This window comes from Streptomyces sp. NPDC053427 (genome assembly GCF_044544985.1).
Lineage (GTDB): Bacteria > Actinomycetota > Actinomycetes > Streptomycetales > Streptomycetaceae > Streptomyces.
The window spans coordinates 265,574-280,686 of record NZ_JBITYA010000012.1; the positions used below are offsets into that span (position 1 = coordinate 265,574).

Consider the following 15,113-nt stretch of genomic DNA (forward strand, 5'->3'; position numbering starts at 1 on the left):
GAGCGCCGGGCACACCCCTGAAAGGGCACCGCGCATGGAGCACCACGAGCAGCCCGAACCCCTCTCCGCGGCCGAACTGGCCGCCATGCGCCGCAGTGCGACCAACGGCCGACTCGCCATGACCCGCCGCTCGCTGCTGCGCGCGAGCGCCGCCATGGCGGCCGTGACGGGTGGCCTGGGCGCCCTGTCCGCCTGCGGCATCCCGCCCGCCGGCCGGACGGACGCCGTCCGTTCCGATGACCACTCCGCGGCGGAGAAGCGCCTCACCTTCTCCAACTGGACCGAGTACATGGACATCAGCGACGACGGCAAACACCGGCCGACGCTGGAGGCCTTCACCAAGCGAACCGGCATCGCCGTCAAGTACACCGAGGACATCAACGACAACGACGAGTTCTTCGGCAAGGTCCAGGCGCAGCTGGCCAACGGCCAGGACACCGGCCGCGACCTGATCGTGCTCACCGACTGGATGTGCGCGCGGATGATCTCCCTGGGCTGGATACAGGCCCTGGACCCGGCCAATCTGCCGCACGCCTACGCCAACCTCTCGGCGCAGTACCGCGACCCCGCCTGGGACCCGGGCCGCGCGCACTCCTACGTCTGGCAGGGCATCCCGGCGGTCATCGCCTACAACAAGAAGGCCACCGGCGGCAAGAAGGTCGACTCCGTCAGCCAGCTGCTGGAGGACCCCGCCCTCAAGGGACGCGTCGGATTCCTCTCCGAGATGCGCGACACCATCGGCCTGACCCTGCTCGACATGGGCAAACGGCCCGAGGACGTCACCGGTGACGACTTCGACGCGGCGATCGCCCGCCTCCAGAAGGGCGTCGACAGCAAACAGATCCGCCGCTTCACCGGCAACGACTACACCAACGACCTGGACAAGGGCGACCTCGCCGCCTGCGTCGCCTGGGCCGGCGACATCGTCCAGCTCCAGAGCGACAACCCGGACATCGCCTATGCGATCCCCACGTCCGGCTACATGACGTCCACCGACAACCTGATGGTGCCCAACAAGGCCCGCCACAAGAAGAACGCCGAACGGCTCATCGACTACTTCTACGAGCCCGAGGCGGCCGCCCGGCTCGCGGCGTACATCAACTACGCCTGCCCCGTCGACGGCGTACGCGACGAACTCGCCAAGATCGACAAGAAGGCGGCCGACAACCCGCTGATCCTGCCGGACAAGGAGATGGCCGCCCGGTCCCACTCCTTCCGGGCCCTCAGCGCCAAGGAGAACAAGGCGTTCAGCCAGAAGTTCTCCGACCTCACCGGCGCCTGACCCCGATCGCCGCCGGCGCGCCCCCACGCCCCCGCCAGGCCCGTACGAGCCGCTTCGACCTCCGACCCACGGGACGACCCACATGACCAAGACCGAGACCCCCCAGACCAGCGGCGGTGACGTCCGCCTCACCGGGATCAGCAAAACCTACGGCTCCTTCACCGCCGTCCACCCGCTCGACCTCACCGTCCCCGCGGGCTCCTTCTTCGCGCTGCTGGGCGCCTCGGGCTGCGGCAAGACCACCACGCTGCGCATGATCGCCGGGCTGGAGGACCCCACCACCGGGACCGTCGAGCTCTCCGGCCGGGACGTCACCGACCTGCCGCCCTACAAGCGCCAGGTCAACACCGTCTTCCAGAACTACGCGCTCTTCCCGCACCTGGACATCTTCGAGAACGTCGCCTTCGGGCTGCGCCGCCGCGGCATCAAGTCGGTCAAGAAGCAGGTCGAGGAGATGCTCGACCTCGTCCAGCTCGGCCCGATGGCGCGCCGCAAGCCGCAGCAGCTCTCCGGCGGCCAGCAGCAGCGCGTCGCGGTCGCCCGCGCGCTGATCAACCACCCCCAGGTGCTGCTCCTCGACGAGCCGCTGGGCGCCCTCGACCTCAAGCTGCGCCGCCAGATGCAGCTGGAGCTCAAGCGCATCCAGACCGAGGTCGGCATCACCTTCGTCCATGTCACCCACGACCAGGAGGAGGCCATGACGATGGCCGACACCGTGGCCGTGATGAACGGCGGCCGGGTCGAACAGCTCGGCGCCCCCGCCGACCTCTACGAGAACCCCGCCAGCACCTTCGTCGCCAACTTCCTGGGCACCTCCAACCTCATCGAGGCCGAGGTCGTCGAGGCCGGCGACGAGGAGCTGCTGCTCAAGGCCGCCGGCAACAAGCTGCGGCTGCCCACCCACCGGTGCAGCGCCACCGCCCGCGGCGGCGACAAGGTGCTGGCCGGCGTACGGCCCGAGAAGATGGCCCTGGCACACACCGACGACGCCGCGGACGTCACCGACGGCCACAACCGGCTGCCCGGCCGGATCAAGGACGCCAGCTTCATCGGCGTCTCCACCCAGTACGTCATCGAGACGCCGGGCCTGGGCGAACTCGCCGTCTACGAGCAGAACATCACACGCGACGGCCGCCTCATACCGGGCGCCGAGGTCGTCGTGCACTGGAACCCGGCGCACACCTTCGGCCTCGACGCCGCCCAGGACATCGCCGCCGGAGCGGACCTTGACGAGGAGGCCGCATGAGTACCACCGAGGCCCCCGCGTCCCCGGAGAAGACCGACGCCGAGCCGCTCACGCTCCGCAGGACGCCCACCCGTAAGCGGCTGGTCCCCTACTGGCTGCTGCTGCCCGGCATCCTGTGGCTGATCGTCTTCTTCGCCGCGCCGCTCGTCTACCAGGCGTCGACGTCCATCCAGACCGGCTCCCTCGAAGAGGGCTTCAAGGTCACCTGGCACTTCGCCACCTACTGGGACGCGCTCGGCGAGTACTGGCCGCAGTTCGTCCGCTCCGTGGCGTACGCCGCCGTCGCCACCTTCCTCTGCCTGGCGCTGGGCTACCCGCTCGCCTACCTCATCGCCTTCAAGGCCGGACGCTGGCGCAATGTCGTGATGATCCTGGTCATCGCGCCGTTCTTCACCAGCTTCCTGATCCGCACGCTGGCCTGGAAGACGATCCTGGCGGACGGCGGACCGGTCGTCGGCGTCCTCAACTCGCTGCACTTCCTGGACGTCACCAGCGCCCTGGGCATCACCGAAGGGCACCGGGTGCTGGCCACCCCGCTCGCGGTGGTCTGCGGACTGACGTACAACTTCCTGCCGTTCATGGTCCTGCCGCTCTACACCTCGCTGGAGCGCATCGACCCCCGCCTCCACGAGGCGGCCGGCGACCTGTACGCCCGCCCATCCACCACCTTCCGCCGGGTGACCTTCCCGCTCTCCATGCCGGGCGTCGTCGCGGGCACCCTGCTCACCTTCATCCCGGCCGCCGGCGACTACATCAACGCCGAACTGCTGGGGTCCACCGACCAGAAGATGATCGGCAACGTCATCCAGTCGCAGTTCCTGCGGGTCCTGGACTACCCGACCGCCGCCGCCCTCTCCTTCATCCTCATGGCGGCCATCCTCGCCATGGTCACCATCTACATCCGCAAGTCGGGGACGGAGGACCTGGTCTGATGTCCGTACGGGAAACCACGGCCGCACGCGAAACCGCCGCGCCACGCACCCGCAACAAGGGCCTGCTGTGGCTGCGCCGCAACATCATCACGATCGCGGGCCTGGGCACGCTGGGCTATCTGGTCCTGCCCAACCTCGTCGTGATGGTCTTCTCCTTCAACAAGCCCAACGGCCGCTTCAACTACCAGTGGCAGCGCTTCTCCACGGACGCCTGGACCGATCCGTGCGGCGTCGCCGACCTGTGCGGCTCGCTCGGGCTGAGCCTGCAGATCGCGGTCTGGGCCACCATCGGCGCGACCGTCCTGGGCACGATGATCTCGTTCGCGCTGGCGCGCTACCGCTTCCGGGCCCGCGCCTCCGTCAACACCCTGATCTTCCTGCCGATGGCGATGCCCGAGGTCGTCATGGCCGCCTCGCTGGCCACGCTGTTCCTCAACATGGGCATCCCGTTCGGCTTCTGGACGATCCTGATCGCCCACATCATGTTCTGCCTGAGCTTCGTCGTCACGGCGGTCAAGGCCCGTGTGATGAGCATGGACCCGCGCCTGGAACAGGCCGCCCAGGACCTCTACGCCACACCGGTGCAGACGTTCCTGCGCGTCACCCTGCCGATCGCCGCCCCCGGCATCGCGGCCGGCGCGCTGCTCTCCTTCGCCCTGTCCTTCGACGACTTCATCATCACCAACTTCAACGCCGGCTCCACCGTGACCTTTCCCATGTTCGTCTGGGGATCGGCGCAGCGTGGCACGCCCGTTCAGATCAATGTCATCGGTACGGCGATGTTCCTGGTCGCCGTCCTGTGCGTAGTCACCGGCCAGATCGCCGGAAACCGCCGTAAGAGGAGCAAGAGGAGCTGAGAACCATGGCACGAGCTGCCATGTCGTACACGTCCGGGGCGCATCCCTCGTACCCCGTCCACGCGCTCGCCGACGCCGAACCCACCCCGTTCTGGCTGACCGACCCCGGCCGACCGGCCGCCGAGCCCGCCCTCGTCGGCGACGAGACCTGCGATCTGCTGGTCGTCGGCGGCGGCTACTCGGGACTGTGGACCGCGCTGATCGCCAAGGAGCGCGATCCGCAGCGCGATGTCGTCCTGATCGAGGGCGCCGAGGTCGGCTGGGCGGCCTCCGGGCGCAACGGCGGCTTCTGCGCCGCCTCCCTCACCCACGGCCTCGGCAACGGCATGGCCCGCTGGCCGGGCGAGCTCGCCAAGCTGGAGGAACTGGGCATCCAGAACCTCGACGCCATCGAGCACGCCGTCGCCCGCTACAACATCGACTGCGCCTTCGAGCGCACCGGCGAGATCGACATCGCCACCGAGGCCTACCAGGTCGCCGAGCTCAAGGAGGCCGCCGAGGACGCCGCCGAGCTGGGCCTGACCCGCCACCGCTTCCTCGACCGGGACGAACTGCGCGCCGAGATCGACTCGCCCACCTTCCGCGCCGGGCTCTGGGACCGCGACGGCGTCGCCATGCTCAACCCGGCCAAGCTCGCCTGGGGCCTGAAGCAGGCCTGCCTCGGCTTCGGCGTCCGCATCTACGAGCGCACCCGCGCCACCGGCCTGGCCTCCGAGGGCATGGGCATGGCCGTCCGCACCCCCTACGGCCGGATCTTCGCCCGCCATGTGGCGCTCGGCACCAACGCCTTCCCGTCGCTGGTCAAGCGGGTCCGCCCGTACATCGTCCCGGTCTACGACCACGCCCTGATGACCGAGCCGCTCTCCGACGAGCAGCTCGCCGCCATCGGCTGGAAGAACCGCCAGGGCCTCTCGGACTCCAACAACCACTTCCACTACTTCCGCATCACCGCCGACAACCGCATCCTGTGGGGCGGCTACGACATCGTCTACCGCTACGGCGGCGGCGTACGGGCCGAGTACGACCAGCACCCGGCCACCTACGAGAAGCTCGCCCGGCACTTCTTCCGCTGCTTCCCGCAGCTGGAGGGCCTGCGCTTCAGCAACGCCTGGGGCGGCGCCATCGACACCTGCTCCCGCTTCTCGGCCTTCTTCGGCACCGCGCACGCCGGCCGGGTCGCCTACGCCGCCGGCTACACCGGCCTCGGCGTCGGCGCCACCCGCTTCGGCGCCGAGGTGATGCTCGACCTGCTCGCGGGCGAGCGCACCGAGCGCACCGAGCTGGAGATGGTGCGCAGCAAGCCGCTCCCCTTCCCGCCGGAGCCGCTGCGCTGGGCCGGCATCGGCATCACCCAGTGGTCGATGACCCGCGCCGACACGCACGGCGGGCGGCGGAATCTGTGGCTGAAGGCCATGGACAAGGTGGGCCTCGGCTTCGACAGCTGAGCCGCAACGGGGGGCGGGCGACCGGGAGTCGCACGCCCCCCTCGTGCCGCGAACACCCCCGGCATCCGTGTAAGGATCCGGCCCGTGTGCCCTCCCTTCCCGGAGAGACGGCCGCCCGACCGGGCCGCCGGGGAAGCGAGGGACGGCATGAGCGCGCCGGGGGCGAACAACGCAGTGGACTGGCTGGTATCGGCGGCAGCGGACCCAGGGGCCTGCCGGTGGGAATGGGAACGCAACCCGCTCGGCGTCACGCTCCTGCCGGCCGGCCGGCTCTGGGACGTACTCATCGTCGACGGCACGCTCGGCGCCCCGGCCCTCGCCGTCCTCCGCCGCGTCCTCGCCCGCCCCGGCCCCGTCCTGGCCGGCTCCGGCGACTGCCGCACCGGCTTCTTCGTCCCGGCCGGCACCACCGGCCGCTGGCTGGGCACCGGCGTACGGGGCGCCGGGCGCGGCACCTGGATCGCGGTCCCGTACCCGGGCCGGGCCACCGGCGGCGTCCGCTGGCTGGTGCCCCCGGACGCCGCCGGCACGCTCACCGACCCGTGCGTCCTGGAGCTCGCCCTGCACGAGGCGGCGGCTTCACTGGCGGCGGGCAGAGCGTGAGGGGCCCGTGCGGAGTTACGGCTCCACCCGCCGCGTACCGTCGCGCACCCACCGGTCACTGTCCGCCCACCGGTCGCACACCGCCCACCACACCGCCAGCAGTACCCCGGCCAGACACCAGCTGCCGAGCACATCCAGCGGCCAGTGATAGCCGCGGCGCACCAGCCCGATGCCCACGCCGGCATTGAGCAGCGCGACACCGGCCACCAGGGCGGCGCGGGCCCGACGGCCCGCCCGCTCCCGTACCCGGATCAGCAGCAGCGCGGCCGCCCCGTACGCCACCGCCGCCGTGGCCCCGTGCCCCGACGGATAGAAGCCGTCGTGCACGCCGCCCGCCATCTGCGGCGGTCCCGGCCGCGCGAACCACAGCTTGAGCGGGACGACCAGCGCGGGCACCGCGGCCGGCGCGAGCGCGGCGGCGAGCGGCGGCAGCCACCAGCGCGCCGGACCGCCGGCCCCCGGACCCCGTCGCGGCCGCCGCCGGTAGCCGCGCCGGGCGGCCCACCCCGCCGCCACCAACAGCACCGGCAGCGCGACCACCGCATTGCCGAGATCAGCGAAGAATTCCGCGGCCCCGACGGGAACGGCACTGCCGGCAACGGCCCGCCCGACGCTCTCGTCGACGGACCGCAGCGGCCCATGGACCGCCACCTGCCAACTGATCGCGGCAAAGAGCAGCGCGCTGACCAGGCAGACCGTGCGGGGGAGAAAGAGAGTCGGCCGCCTCGGAACAGGGGGGGTGGTTCCGAGGCGGCCGCGCTGACCGGTGTCCCGCGCGCCCCGGGGGGTATGGGGCGGGCGGACATCCGATCGGTGAGGATTTCCGGAGCCCCGCAGAGCAGGGGTCCGGGTGTCGTGCGCGAGGGCACGGCCTGATCGGAGCCGGGGAAGCGCCGACCGGGCGTCGCCCGCAGTCCCCTGCGGACGGGGTGTTTCACTCATCTGTCAAAACCGTACGGCACCGGGAGCACGCCCGACAGGCGCATCACCCTGCCGCCATCGGCCCCCCACATCTTCTTCACGCCGCCCTTCCAGCTACGCGCGTACGCCCCCGCGCGCGGAGCGGGGAACGGCGCGGCCCGGGGCACGACATGAGCCGTGCCCCGGGCCGCGCCCGGGTCATCCCGTGTCCGTTCTCGCTCAGAGCTTGGCGAACGCCGCCTCGAGGATGTCCAGACCCTCGTTGAGCAGGTCCTCGCCGATGACCAGCGGCGGCAGGAAGCGCAGCACGTTGCCGTACGTACCGGTCGTCAGGACCAGCAGGCCCTCCTGGTGGCAGGCCTTGGCGAGCGCGCCGGTGGCCTCCGGGTTCGGGTCCTTGGAACCGGACTTGACCAGCTCGATCGCGATCATCGCGCCGCGGCCGCGGACCTCGCCGATGATGTCGAACTTCTCCTGAATGGCCGTCAGCCGGGCCTTCATGACCGACTCGATGTGCTTGGCCTTGGCGTTGAGGTCCTGCTCGCGCATGGTCTCGAGGGAGCCGAGCGCCGCGGCGCAGGCCACCGGGTTACCGCCGTAGGTGCCGCCCAGGCCGCCCGCGTGCGCGGCGTCCATGATCTCGGCGCGGCCGGTCACGGCGGCCAGCGGCAGACCGCCGGCGATGCCCTTCGCCGTCGTGATCAGGTCCGGGACGATGCCCTCGTCCTCGCACGCGAACCACTGGCCGGTACGGCAGAAGCCGGACTGGATCTCATCGGCGACGAAGACGATCCCGTTCTCCTTCGCGAAGTTCGCGATGGCGGGCAGGAAGCCCTTGGCCGGCTCGATGAAGCCGCCCTCGCCGAGCACCGGCTCGATGATGATCGCCGCGACGTTGTCCGCGCCGATCTGCTTGTTGATCTGCTCGATGGCCTGGGCCGCGGCTTCCTGGGCGCAGTTCTCCGGGCCGGTCAGCCAGCGGTAGGGGTAGGCGACCGGTACGCGGTAGACCTCGGGCGCGAACGGGCCGAAGCCGTTCTTGTACGGCATGTTCTTCGAGGTCAGCGCCATCGTCAGGTTCGTACGGCCGTGGTAGCCGTGGTCGAAGACGACGACCGCCTGGCGCTTGGTGTAGGCGCGGGCCACCTTGACGGCGTTCTCCACGGCCTCGGCGCCGGAGTTGAACAGCGCGGACTTCTTGGCGTGGTCGCCCGGGGTCAGCTCGGCGAGCGCCTCACAGACCTCGATGTACGGCTCGTACGGCGTGACCATCGCGCAGGTGTGGGTGAAGTCGTTGAGCTGCGCGGTCGCCCGGCGCACCACGGCCTCGGCGCTGTTGCCGACCGAGGTCACGGCGATACCGGAACCGAAGTCGATCAGGGAGTTGCCGTCCACGTCCTCCAGGACACCGCCGCCGGCGCGCTTGACGAACACGGGCAGCACCGCACCGACGCCGGCCGCCACGGTGGCCTGCTTACGGGCCCACAGCTCCTGCGACTTCGGGCCGGGGATGGCGGTGACGACGCGACGCTCCTGGGGGAGGGCGGGCCCTCCGGACAGTTCGGTCATGGCAGTCTCCTGGGTTGGACGGCGACGTACAGGGTTGTACAGGGGTCTTGTTCTCGCAGGTTAGGGCCGGTGGACGGGCCCTGGCATGTTCCGTTCGGGAGAAGTGCGCGTGTTGCGTTGTCCGCACCGGACATAGCGACGGAGCGCGGCCAGTAGATTGAACGGCGGCAGCAGCTGACGGTTCAAGGGGGACAAGGGCAGCGGATGGATACCGAGGGCACGCAGGACGCACGCAACACCCGCTCCGAACTGGTCCCGCGGCCGACGACACCGCCGGACGCCCCGCCGCGGCCCAGCGTGCCGCCCCGTTTCACCGAACACGCGCGGGCAGACGGAGGGGCAGCGGCCTCCGGTGCGTCCACGAGGCCAGGCGATGCTCCGCAGTCGCCGTTCATGGCATGGCTGAGTGCTCCGCGTGTCCTGGCCGGACCAGGCGTATGGGCCTTTGAATACAAACCCAAACCGAAAGACGAGCCGCATGAGATTGCGGTAACCCAGCTCATCGTCGGCGCCGTGATTTCGTTCCTTTGTGCATGGCTGGTCTGGTCGCTGTTGATGGCGAATGCACTCGGCCCGTACTGGGAGTGGCCGCGTCAGGTAATGCTGCCGAATTCCTGGCAGACGGGAAACTCGGGTGTTGTCTCGTCATTCGTGTATATGGCGCTGATTCTCGGGGTGATCGTCATCGTCTTTGCGCGGGTGGGGCGATGGGCCGAGCTTTTCCGCCGGCTGATCGCCCCGCTGCTGAACAGGGTGTGGGCTAGGCTGCCCTCATGGCTGGCTCCCAACGACCCAGGCTTGCTCGCTGCCGGAGAGCTGATCGTGCGGGCCGTCCTGACTCTGGTGATCGTCTGGTTCCTGTGGCAGTGGTGCACCGACACCTCGACCGATTCATCCCTGCTCATGCTGCAGCTGGAGAACCTCGCGCCGGAATCGGCGCCGGGGAAATCTTATTTCAACATCACCGCCAGCTTCACCCTTATCGACCTCGGAGTTCTTCTGGCTTTCTTCGGCAGGTTCGCCTGCATTCCCGAGCTGTGGCATCGTTACGGCTCGAAGGGGCGCCGTAACAAATCCGATGCGGGAACGCCGGACGAAACCACCGTACGAGTGCTCGAGGTGGAGCAGGCGGAATGGGCCAGCCTGCGGGCTGCCGGCGCTCCGGCGGCCGCTGATCGTCTGGCACGCGAAGCACGGTCCGGGCTTATGAATGATGTCGATCATGCGCGGCTCACGCGTGCCTGGGAGTCTGTCCGCGTGCACCCGGGCCGTCTCCCGGCCTTCATTGACGACGTTCAGGAAAGCGGCGCCGCGGCGTGCCTGCACCCGTCCGGCGCGCGTGATCTGGTGACGCGCACTGCACGGCACGACCTCCTCACCTGTCAGGTACGTATCGGCACGACGTCCGAAGATGCTCGCAATCCATACGACCGTCGTGGCGCGGGGTTTGCACTGGAACCAGACGTGCTCGGCACTTCCTTGCTGGCGGTGGGTCCGTCGGGATCGGGAAAGTCGACTCGATTGGTGCGCCCGTTGGTGGAGTCCCTGTGTCTCCAGGCGCTTGCCGGGCGTGCTGCGATCGTGACCATCGGAGCGGCCGGAACGGCCCCCGGAACCGAGGACTCCTTTGATGCCGTGATCAGGTTCGGCCGCCGCGATTCGGCATGCGATCTCGACCTCTACGGCGGCACCACCGACCCCGACGAGGCGGCCGGGATCCTCGCCGAGGCGCTGGTCGGCGACCTCGCCGAGCAGCTGCCCGGCGGCGACAGCCGGCGCGCCGCGACCGCGCTCGCCCAGCTGCTCGGCCCCTTCCGGTTCGCCCACGACCGGTTCCCCACGGTTCCCGAGCTGCGCGAGCTGCTGGACGGCGCGCCGGAGGCGATGGGCGCGCTGCGCGCCGCCCTGGAGGGCGCCCGCGAGCAGACCCTGCTGCGCGAACTGGACGCCCGCGCGCGGCAGTCGGAGCGCGCCGGCGATGTGGGCGTCCTGCTCGCCGACCGCATCGCGCTGCTCGACCGGCCCGCCTTCGCCGACTTCTTCGACCCCACGGGCGGCACCCGCCAGGTCTCCCTGCGCGCCCTCGACCACCCGCTGCGGGTCCGCATCGAACTGCCCGAACGCGGTCATGCGGAGGCCTCACGGATCCTCGCCCGGCTGGTCCTCGCGCAGTTCACCGAGTGCGCGGTGGCCCGCACCGACCGTTCGCTCTTCGCCTGCCTGGTGCTCGACGAGGCGGCGCACACCATCACCGCCGAGGCGCTGCGCGGCCTCCAGCGGCTGCGCTCGGCGAACGCCGGCGCGGTGCTCACCCTGCGCTCGCTGGACGATGTGCCCGACGCGCTGCGCGGCGCGCTGCTCGGCGCGGTCGGCTGCCGGATGGCGTTCGCGGGCGTGACGACCTGGGACGGGGCGCGGTTCGCCGAGGTGTGGGGCAAGGAGTGGGTGGAGACCCGCGATGTGACGGACCGCCAGATCATCGCGGAGAGCGCCGCGGGGAAGGCGTTCCACATCTTCCGCCACCTGGTCACCGGCAAGGCGGCCACCGCCAAGGCCGTCACCGTACGGACGGTGGAGCGGGAGCGCTGGTCCGCCTCCGACCTGGCCAACTCGGTCCCGGCCGGGCATGCGGTGCTGTCGGTGACGTCGGTGAAGGGCGAGCACGCGCCGCCGGTGCTGGTGGATCTGCGGAAGTGAGGGAGGGGACGGCCGCCGGACGGTGCACACCGCATCCGCCGGGTGACGCCCTGTAGCGCAGCGTTGCCGGTGTCCTTCTTGTCGTTTCTGCGTTCCGAGGGCGCCGTTCCGCCCGAACGGTGTTCCCGTATTCCTCCGCTGAGGCAGAATCGGAAGCGGCCGTTCATACGGGGCGGCGCAAACCTCCATCGGGCGGCCCTCGCTCCCGTCGTCATCGAAGGTCCTATGCCCCACACCCTCGCTTCCCTGGTCAACCACACCGCGCTCAAGCTGACCGTGCTCGCGGGCGAGGGCGGGCTGAACGTCCCGGTGCGCTGGGCGCATGCCAGTGAGCTGATCGACCCGGTGCCGTACATGGAGGGTGGCGAGCTGCTGCTGATCACCGCGCTCAAGCTGGACGCGGAGGATGCGGAGGCGAGCCGCCGGTATGTGCGGCGGGTGGCGCAGGCGGGCGTGGTCGGGCTGGGCTTCGCGGTCGGGGTGAACTACGAGGAGGTGCCCGAGGCGCTGGTGGAGGCGTGCCGGCAGGAGGGGCTGCCGCTGCTCGGGGTGCCCCGTCGGACGCCCTTCATCGCCCTCAGCAAGGCCGTCTCGGCCGCCGTCGCCGCCGACCAGTACCGCGCGGTGACCGCCGGGTTCGAGGCGCAGCGGGAGCTGACCCGGGCCGCGCTGAGCGCCGAGGGGCCGGCCGAACTGCTGGCCCGGCTCGCCGCGCACCTGGACGGCTGGGCCGCGCTGTACGACGCGTCGGGGTCCGTGGTGGCCGCCGCCCCCGACTGGGCGGCCCGGCGGGCGGCGCGGCTGGCCGACGACGTGGGCCGGCTGCGGGAGCGGCCCGCGCCCGCCAGTTCGGTGGTCAGCGATACGGACGGTGACGACCGGGTCGAGCTCCAGTCGCTGGGCACGGGGCGGCGGGCGCGCGGCGTGCTCGCGGTGGGGACCGGGGCGTCGCTGGGGACCGCCGAACGGTACGCCGTGCACTCCGCCGTCGCCCTGCTCACCCTCACCACGGAGCGGTCCCGCGCCCTGCAGGACGCCGAGCAGCGCCTCGGCGCGGCGGTGCTGAAGATGCTGCTGGCCGGGGAGCCGGACCATGCGCGGGCGGTGGCGGGGCGGCTCTACGGCGGACTGCTGGACGCCCCGTTCCGGATGGTGGTGGCCGAGCCGGTGGCCGCCGACGAGGAGCCGTCCGCCGCGGCGGCCCCCTCCACGCCGGCCGTACTCGATGCGCTGGCCGATGCGATGGACTCCGCCGCCGCCAGGACCGGCGAGGCGGTGCTCGCCGTCCCGGACGGCACCCGGCTGATCGTGCTGGTCGCGGACGGCGGTGCGGCCGCGGAGGCCTGTGCCGGGTTCGCCGCCCAGGCCGAGGCCCGCTCCGGGGCGCCGTCCCGGCCGCGCGGCCGGCCCGCCCGCGGCGAGGCGGCCCGCGGCGAGGGCCTGGCGATCGGGCTGTCCGCGCCGACCGGCCCGATCGCCGCCGCGAACGCCTACCGCCAGGCCGAACAGGCGCTGTACGTCGCCCGCCGCCGCGGCCGGGCGCTGGTCGAGCACGAGGACGTGGCGGCCGGATCCGTGCTGCCGCTGCTCGCCGACGACGCGGTACGGGCCTTCGCGGACGGACTGCTGCGGGCGCTGCGCGAGCACGACGCGACCGGGCGCGGCGATCTGGTGGCGTCGCTGCGCGCCTGGCTCGCCCGGCACGGCCAGTGGGACGCGGCCGCCGCCGACCTCGGCGTGCACCGCCACACGCTGCGCTACCGGATGCGGCGGGTGGAGGAGATCCTGGGCCGCTCGCTGGACGACGCGGATGTCCGGATGGAGCTGTGGCTGGCGCTCAAGGCGACCTCGACGCCGCCGGAGGAGTGAGGAGACGGCGCCCCCGGCGGCAATACCTCCTCCACCGCGGAGAGAGGCGCCCGCCGATTGCTCCGGTTCGGACAAACGCCACGACGGCGCCGCGCCCCTACCGTGGGTGCAGCGGAGCCGCTCGCGGCGCCATACGCATCACTCCACCACTTCGGAAGGGCCGGGATCCACTGTGCCGAACTCTGCTGCAGCCCCCACCGCCTTCTGGCTCGCCGGCCGCAAGGCCACCGGCGACGCCACCTTCGATGTCACCTCCCCCTGGGACGGACGTCACGTCGCTACGGTGAGCGTGCCCACCGAGGATCAGGTGGAGGAGGCCATCGCCGCCTCCGTCGCCGTCCAGGACGAGCTCGCCGCGACCCCGGCCCATGTGCGCGCCGCCGCCCTCGACCACGTCGGCCGTCAGCTGGTGGAGCGTACGGAGGAGATCGCCCGGCTGATCTCCGCGGAGAACGGCAAGCCCATCAAGTGGGCGCGCGGCGAGGTCGGCCGGGCCATCTCCGTCTTCCGCTTCGCGGCCGAGGAGGCCCGCCGCTTCAACGGCGGCGAGGCCCAGCGCCTGGACACCGACGCGGGCGGCGCCGGCCGCCTGGCCCTGACCCGCCGCTTCTCGCGCGGCACGGTGCTGGGCATCGCCCCGTTCAACTTCCCGCTGAACCTGTGCGCCCACAAGATCGCCCCGGCCATCGCGGCCGGCGTCCCGATCATCCTCAAGCCCGCCCCGGCCACCCCGCTCTCCGGGCTGATCATCGGCGAGCTGCTCGCCGACACCGACCTGCCGGCCGGCTCCTGGTCGATCCTGCCGGTGGGCAACGAGGCGATGCCGGCGCTGGTCCAGGACGAGCGCCTGCCCGTCATCTCCTTCACCGGTTCCGAGAAGGTCGGCTACGACATCCTCGACTCGGTGCCGCGCAAGCACTGCACCCTGGAGCTCGGCGGCAACGGCGCGGCCGTCGTGCTGCCCGACTGGTCCTCCGAGGCGGACCTGGACTGGGCGGCGCAGCGGATCGCCACCTTCTCCAACTACCAGGGCGGCCAGTCCTGCATCTCGGTGCAGCGGGTCATCGCGGACGCCTCCGTCTACGACCGCCTGGTCCCCAAGATCGTCGCGGCCGTCAACGCCCAGGTCACCGGCGACCCCTCCGACGACGCCACCGAGGTCGGCCCGCTGGTCAACGAGGCCGCCGCCAAGCGCGTCGAGGACTGGGTGGACGAGGCCGTTCAGCGCGGCGCCAAGCTGCTCGCGGGCGGCAAGCGCGACGGCGCCTCCTACGCGCCGACCGTCCTGGAGGACGTGCCCGCCGGTACGACGCTGGCCACCGAAGAGGTCTTCGGCCCGGTGCTGACCCTCAAGAAGGTCGACGGCGAGGCCGAGGCGTTCGCCGCGGTCAACGACTCCAAGTACGGCCTCCAGGCCGGCGTCTTCACGCACGACACGCAGACCGCCTTCCGCGCCCACCGCGCCCTGGAGGTCGGCGGCGTGATCATCGGCGATGTGCCGTCCTATCGCGCGGACCAGATGCCCTACGGCGGCGCCAAGCAGTCCGGCGTGGGCCGCGAGGGCGTGCGGTACGCGATGGACGACTACACCTACGAGCGGGTGCTGGTCCTGACCGGCCTGGCGCTCTGATCCAGCCTGTAACCCCGTTACAGCGCGCCATTCCGGACCGGCCTGGATTGGTGGACAGCGAC

The 15,113-nt window shown here is 71.3% G+C and carries 11 protein-coding genes; 9 read left to right on the forward strand and 2 right to left on the reverse strand.

Annotation, left to right across the window (positions count from 1 at the left end; translation table 11 throughout):
• Nucleotides 1-34 precede the first annotated feature (34 nt).
• The 6 genes from ACIGWZ_RS31205 (at nt 35) to ACIGWZ_RS31230 (ending at nt 6,365) form a co-directional block, all read left to right on the forward strand.
• Complete coding sequence (locus ACIGWZ_RS31205; RefSeq protein ID WP_400070052.1) at nt 35-1,282, forward strand: PotD/PotF family extracellular solute-binding protein; 1,248 nt, start codon at nt 35-37, stop codon at nt 1,280-1,282.
• Nucleotides 1,283-1,364: 82 nt separating this feature from the next.
• Complete coding sequence (locus ACIGWZ_RS31210) at nt 1,365-2,528, forward strand: ABC transporter ATP-binding protein (RefSeq protein WP_400070053.1); 1,164 nt, start codon at nt 1,365-1,367, stop codon at nt 2,526-2,528.
• On the forward strand, nt 2,525-3,460 hold the full coding sequence (locus ACIGWZ_RS31215; protein WP_400070054.1) for an ABC transporter permease: 936 nt from the start codon (nt 2,525-2,527) through the stop codon (nt 3,458-3,460). Before ACIGWZ_RS31210 ends, ACIGWZ_RS31215 begins: the two co-directional genes overlap by 4 nt.
• The gene (locus ACIGWZ_RS31220) at nt 3,460-4,317 is read left to right on the forward strand and encodes an ABC transporter permease (protein ID WP_400070055.1); all 858 of its coding nucleotides are present in this window, start codon (nt 3,460-3,462) and stop codon (nt 4,315-4,317) included. The genes ACIGWZ_RS31215 and ACIGWZ_RS31220 overlap by 1 nt, the downstream gene beginning before the upstream one ends.
• Nucleotides 4,318-4,322: 5 nt before the next feature.
• Nucleotides 4,323-5,762: an NAD(P)/FAD-dependent oxidoreductase gene (locus tag ACIGWZ_RS31225; protein WP_400070056.1), complete on the forward strand. Its 1,440-nt coding sequence runs from the start codon at nt 4,323-4,325 to the stop codon at nt 5,760-5,762.
• 147 nt (nt 5,763-5,909) lie between these two features.
• The gene (locus ACIGWZ_RS31230; RefSeq protein ID WP_400070057.1) at nt 5,910-6,365 is read left to right on the forward strand and encodes a hypothetical protein; all 456 of its coding nucleotides are present in this window, start codon (nt 5,910-5,912) and stop codon (nt 6,363-6,365) included.
• Between the two features lie 15 nt (nt 6,366-6,380).
• On the opposite strand, the gene ACIGWZ_RS31235 is transcribed toward ACIGWZ_RS31230, so the two are convergent.
• Complete coding sequence (locus ACIGWZ_RS31235) at nt 6,381-7,016, reverse strand: phosphatase PAP2 family protein (protein WP_400070058.1); 636 nt, start codon at nt 7,014-7,016, stop codon at nt 6,381-6,383.
• Nucleotides 7,017-7,505: 489 nt separating this feature from the next.
• Nucleotides 7,506-8,855, reverse strand: coding sequence for a 4-aminobutyrate--2-oxoglutarate transaminase (gabT, locus tag ACIGWZ_RS31240; RefSeq protein ID WP_400070059.1), 1,350 nt, complete (start codon nt 8,853-8,855; stop codon nt 7,506-7,508).
• Between the two features lie 393 nt (nt 8,856-9,248).
• Here gabT and ACIGWZ_RS31245 point away from each other — a divergent pair, with 393 nt between their 5' ends.
• The 3 genes from ACIGWZ_RS31245 (at nt 9,249) to ACIGWZ_RS31255 (ending at nt 15,051) form a co-directional block, all read left to right on the forward strand.
• Nucleotides 9,249-11,552 (forward strand): ATP/GTP-binding protein, encoded by a 2,304-nt coding sequence (locus ACIGWZ_RS31245; RefSeq protein ID WP_400070060.1) that lies wholly within the window; start codon nt 9,249-9,251, stop codon nt 11,550-11,552.
• A gap of 225 nt (nt 11,553-11,777) precedes the next feature.
• The gene (locus ACIGWZ_RS31250) at nt 11,778-13,421 is read left to right on the forward strand and encodes a PucR family transcriptional regulator (protein ID WP_400070061.1); all 1,644 of its coding nucleotides are present in this window, start codon (nt 11,778-11,780) and stop codon (nt 13,419-13,421) included.
• A gap of 172 nt (nt 13,422-13,593) precedes the next feature.
• On the forward strand, nt 13,594-15,051 hold the full coding sequence (locus tag ACIGWZ_RS31255) for an aldehyde dehydrogenase family protein (protein WP_400070062.1): 1,458 nt from the start codon (nt 13,594-13,596) through the stop codon (nt 15,049-15,051).
• Nucleotides 15,052-15,113: the final 62 nt, after the last annotated feature.

Bases quoted from the DNA above. Each gene is read 5' to 3' on its own strand.
- gabT (WP_400070059.1), bottom strand. From the start codon at position 8,855: ATGACCGAACTGTCCGGAGGGCCCGCCCTCCCCCAGGAGCGTCGCGTC.
- ACIGWZ_RS31210 (WP_400070053.1), top strand. From the start codon at position 1,365: ATGACCAAGACCGAGACCCCCCAGACCAGCGGCGGTGACGTCCGCCTC.
- ACIGWZ_RS31205 (WP_400070052.1), top strand. From the start codon at position 35: ATGGAGCACCACGAGCAGCCCGAACCCCTCTCCGCGGCCGAACTGGCC.
- ACIGWZ_RS31220 (WP_400070055.1), top strand. From the start codon at position 3,460: ATGTCCGTACGGGAAACCACGGCCGCACGCGAAACCGCCGCGCCACGC.
- ACIGWZ_RS31245 (WP_400070060.1), top strand. From the start codon at position 9,249: ATGGCATGGCTGAGTGCTCCGCGTGTCCTGGCCGGACCAGGCGTATGG.
- ACIGWZ_RS31225 (WP_400070056.1), top strand. From the start codon at position 4,323: ATGGCACGAGCTGCCATGTCGTACACGTCCGGGGCGCATCCCTCGTAC.
- ACIGWZ_RS31230 (WP_400070057.1), top strand. From the start codon at position 5,910: ATGAGCGCGCCGGGGGCGAACAACGCAGTGGACTGGCTGGTATCGGCG.
- ACIGWZ_RS31250 (WP_400070061.1), top strand. From the start codon at position 11,778: ATGCCCCACACCCTCGCTTCCCTGGTCAACCACACCGCGCTCAAGCTG.
- ACIGWZ_RS31215 (WP_400070054.1), top strand. From the start codon at position 2,525: ATGAGTACCACCGAGGCCCCCGCGTCCCCGGAGAAGACCGACGCCGAG.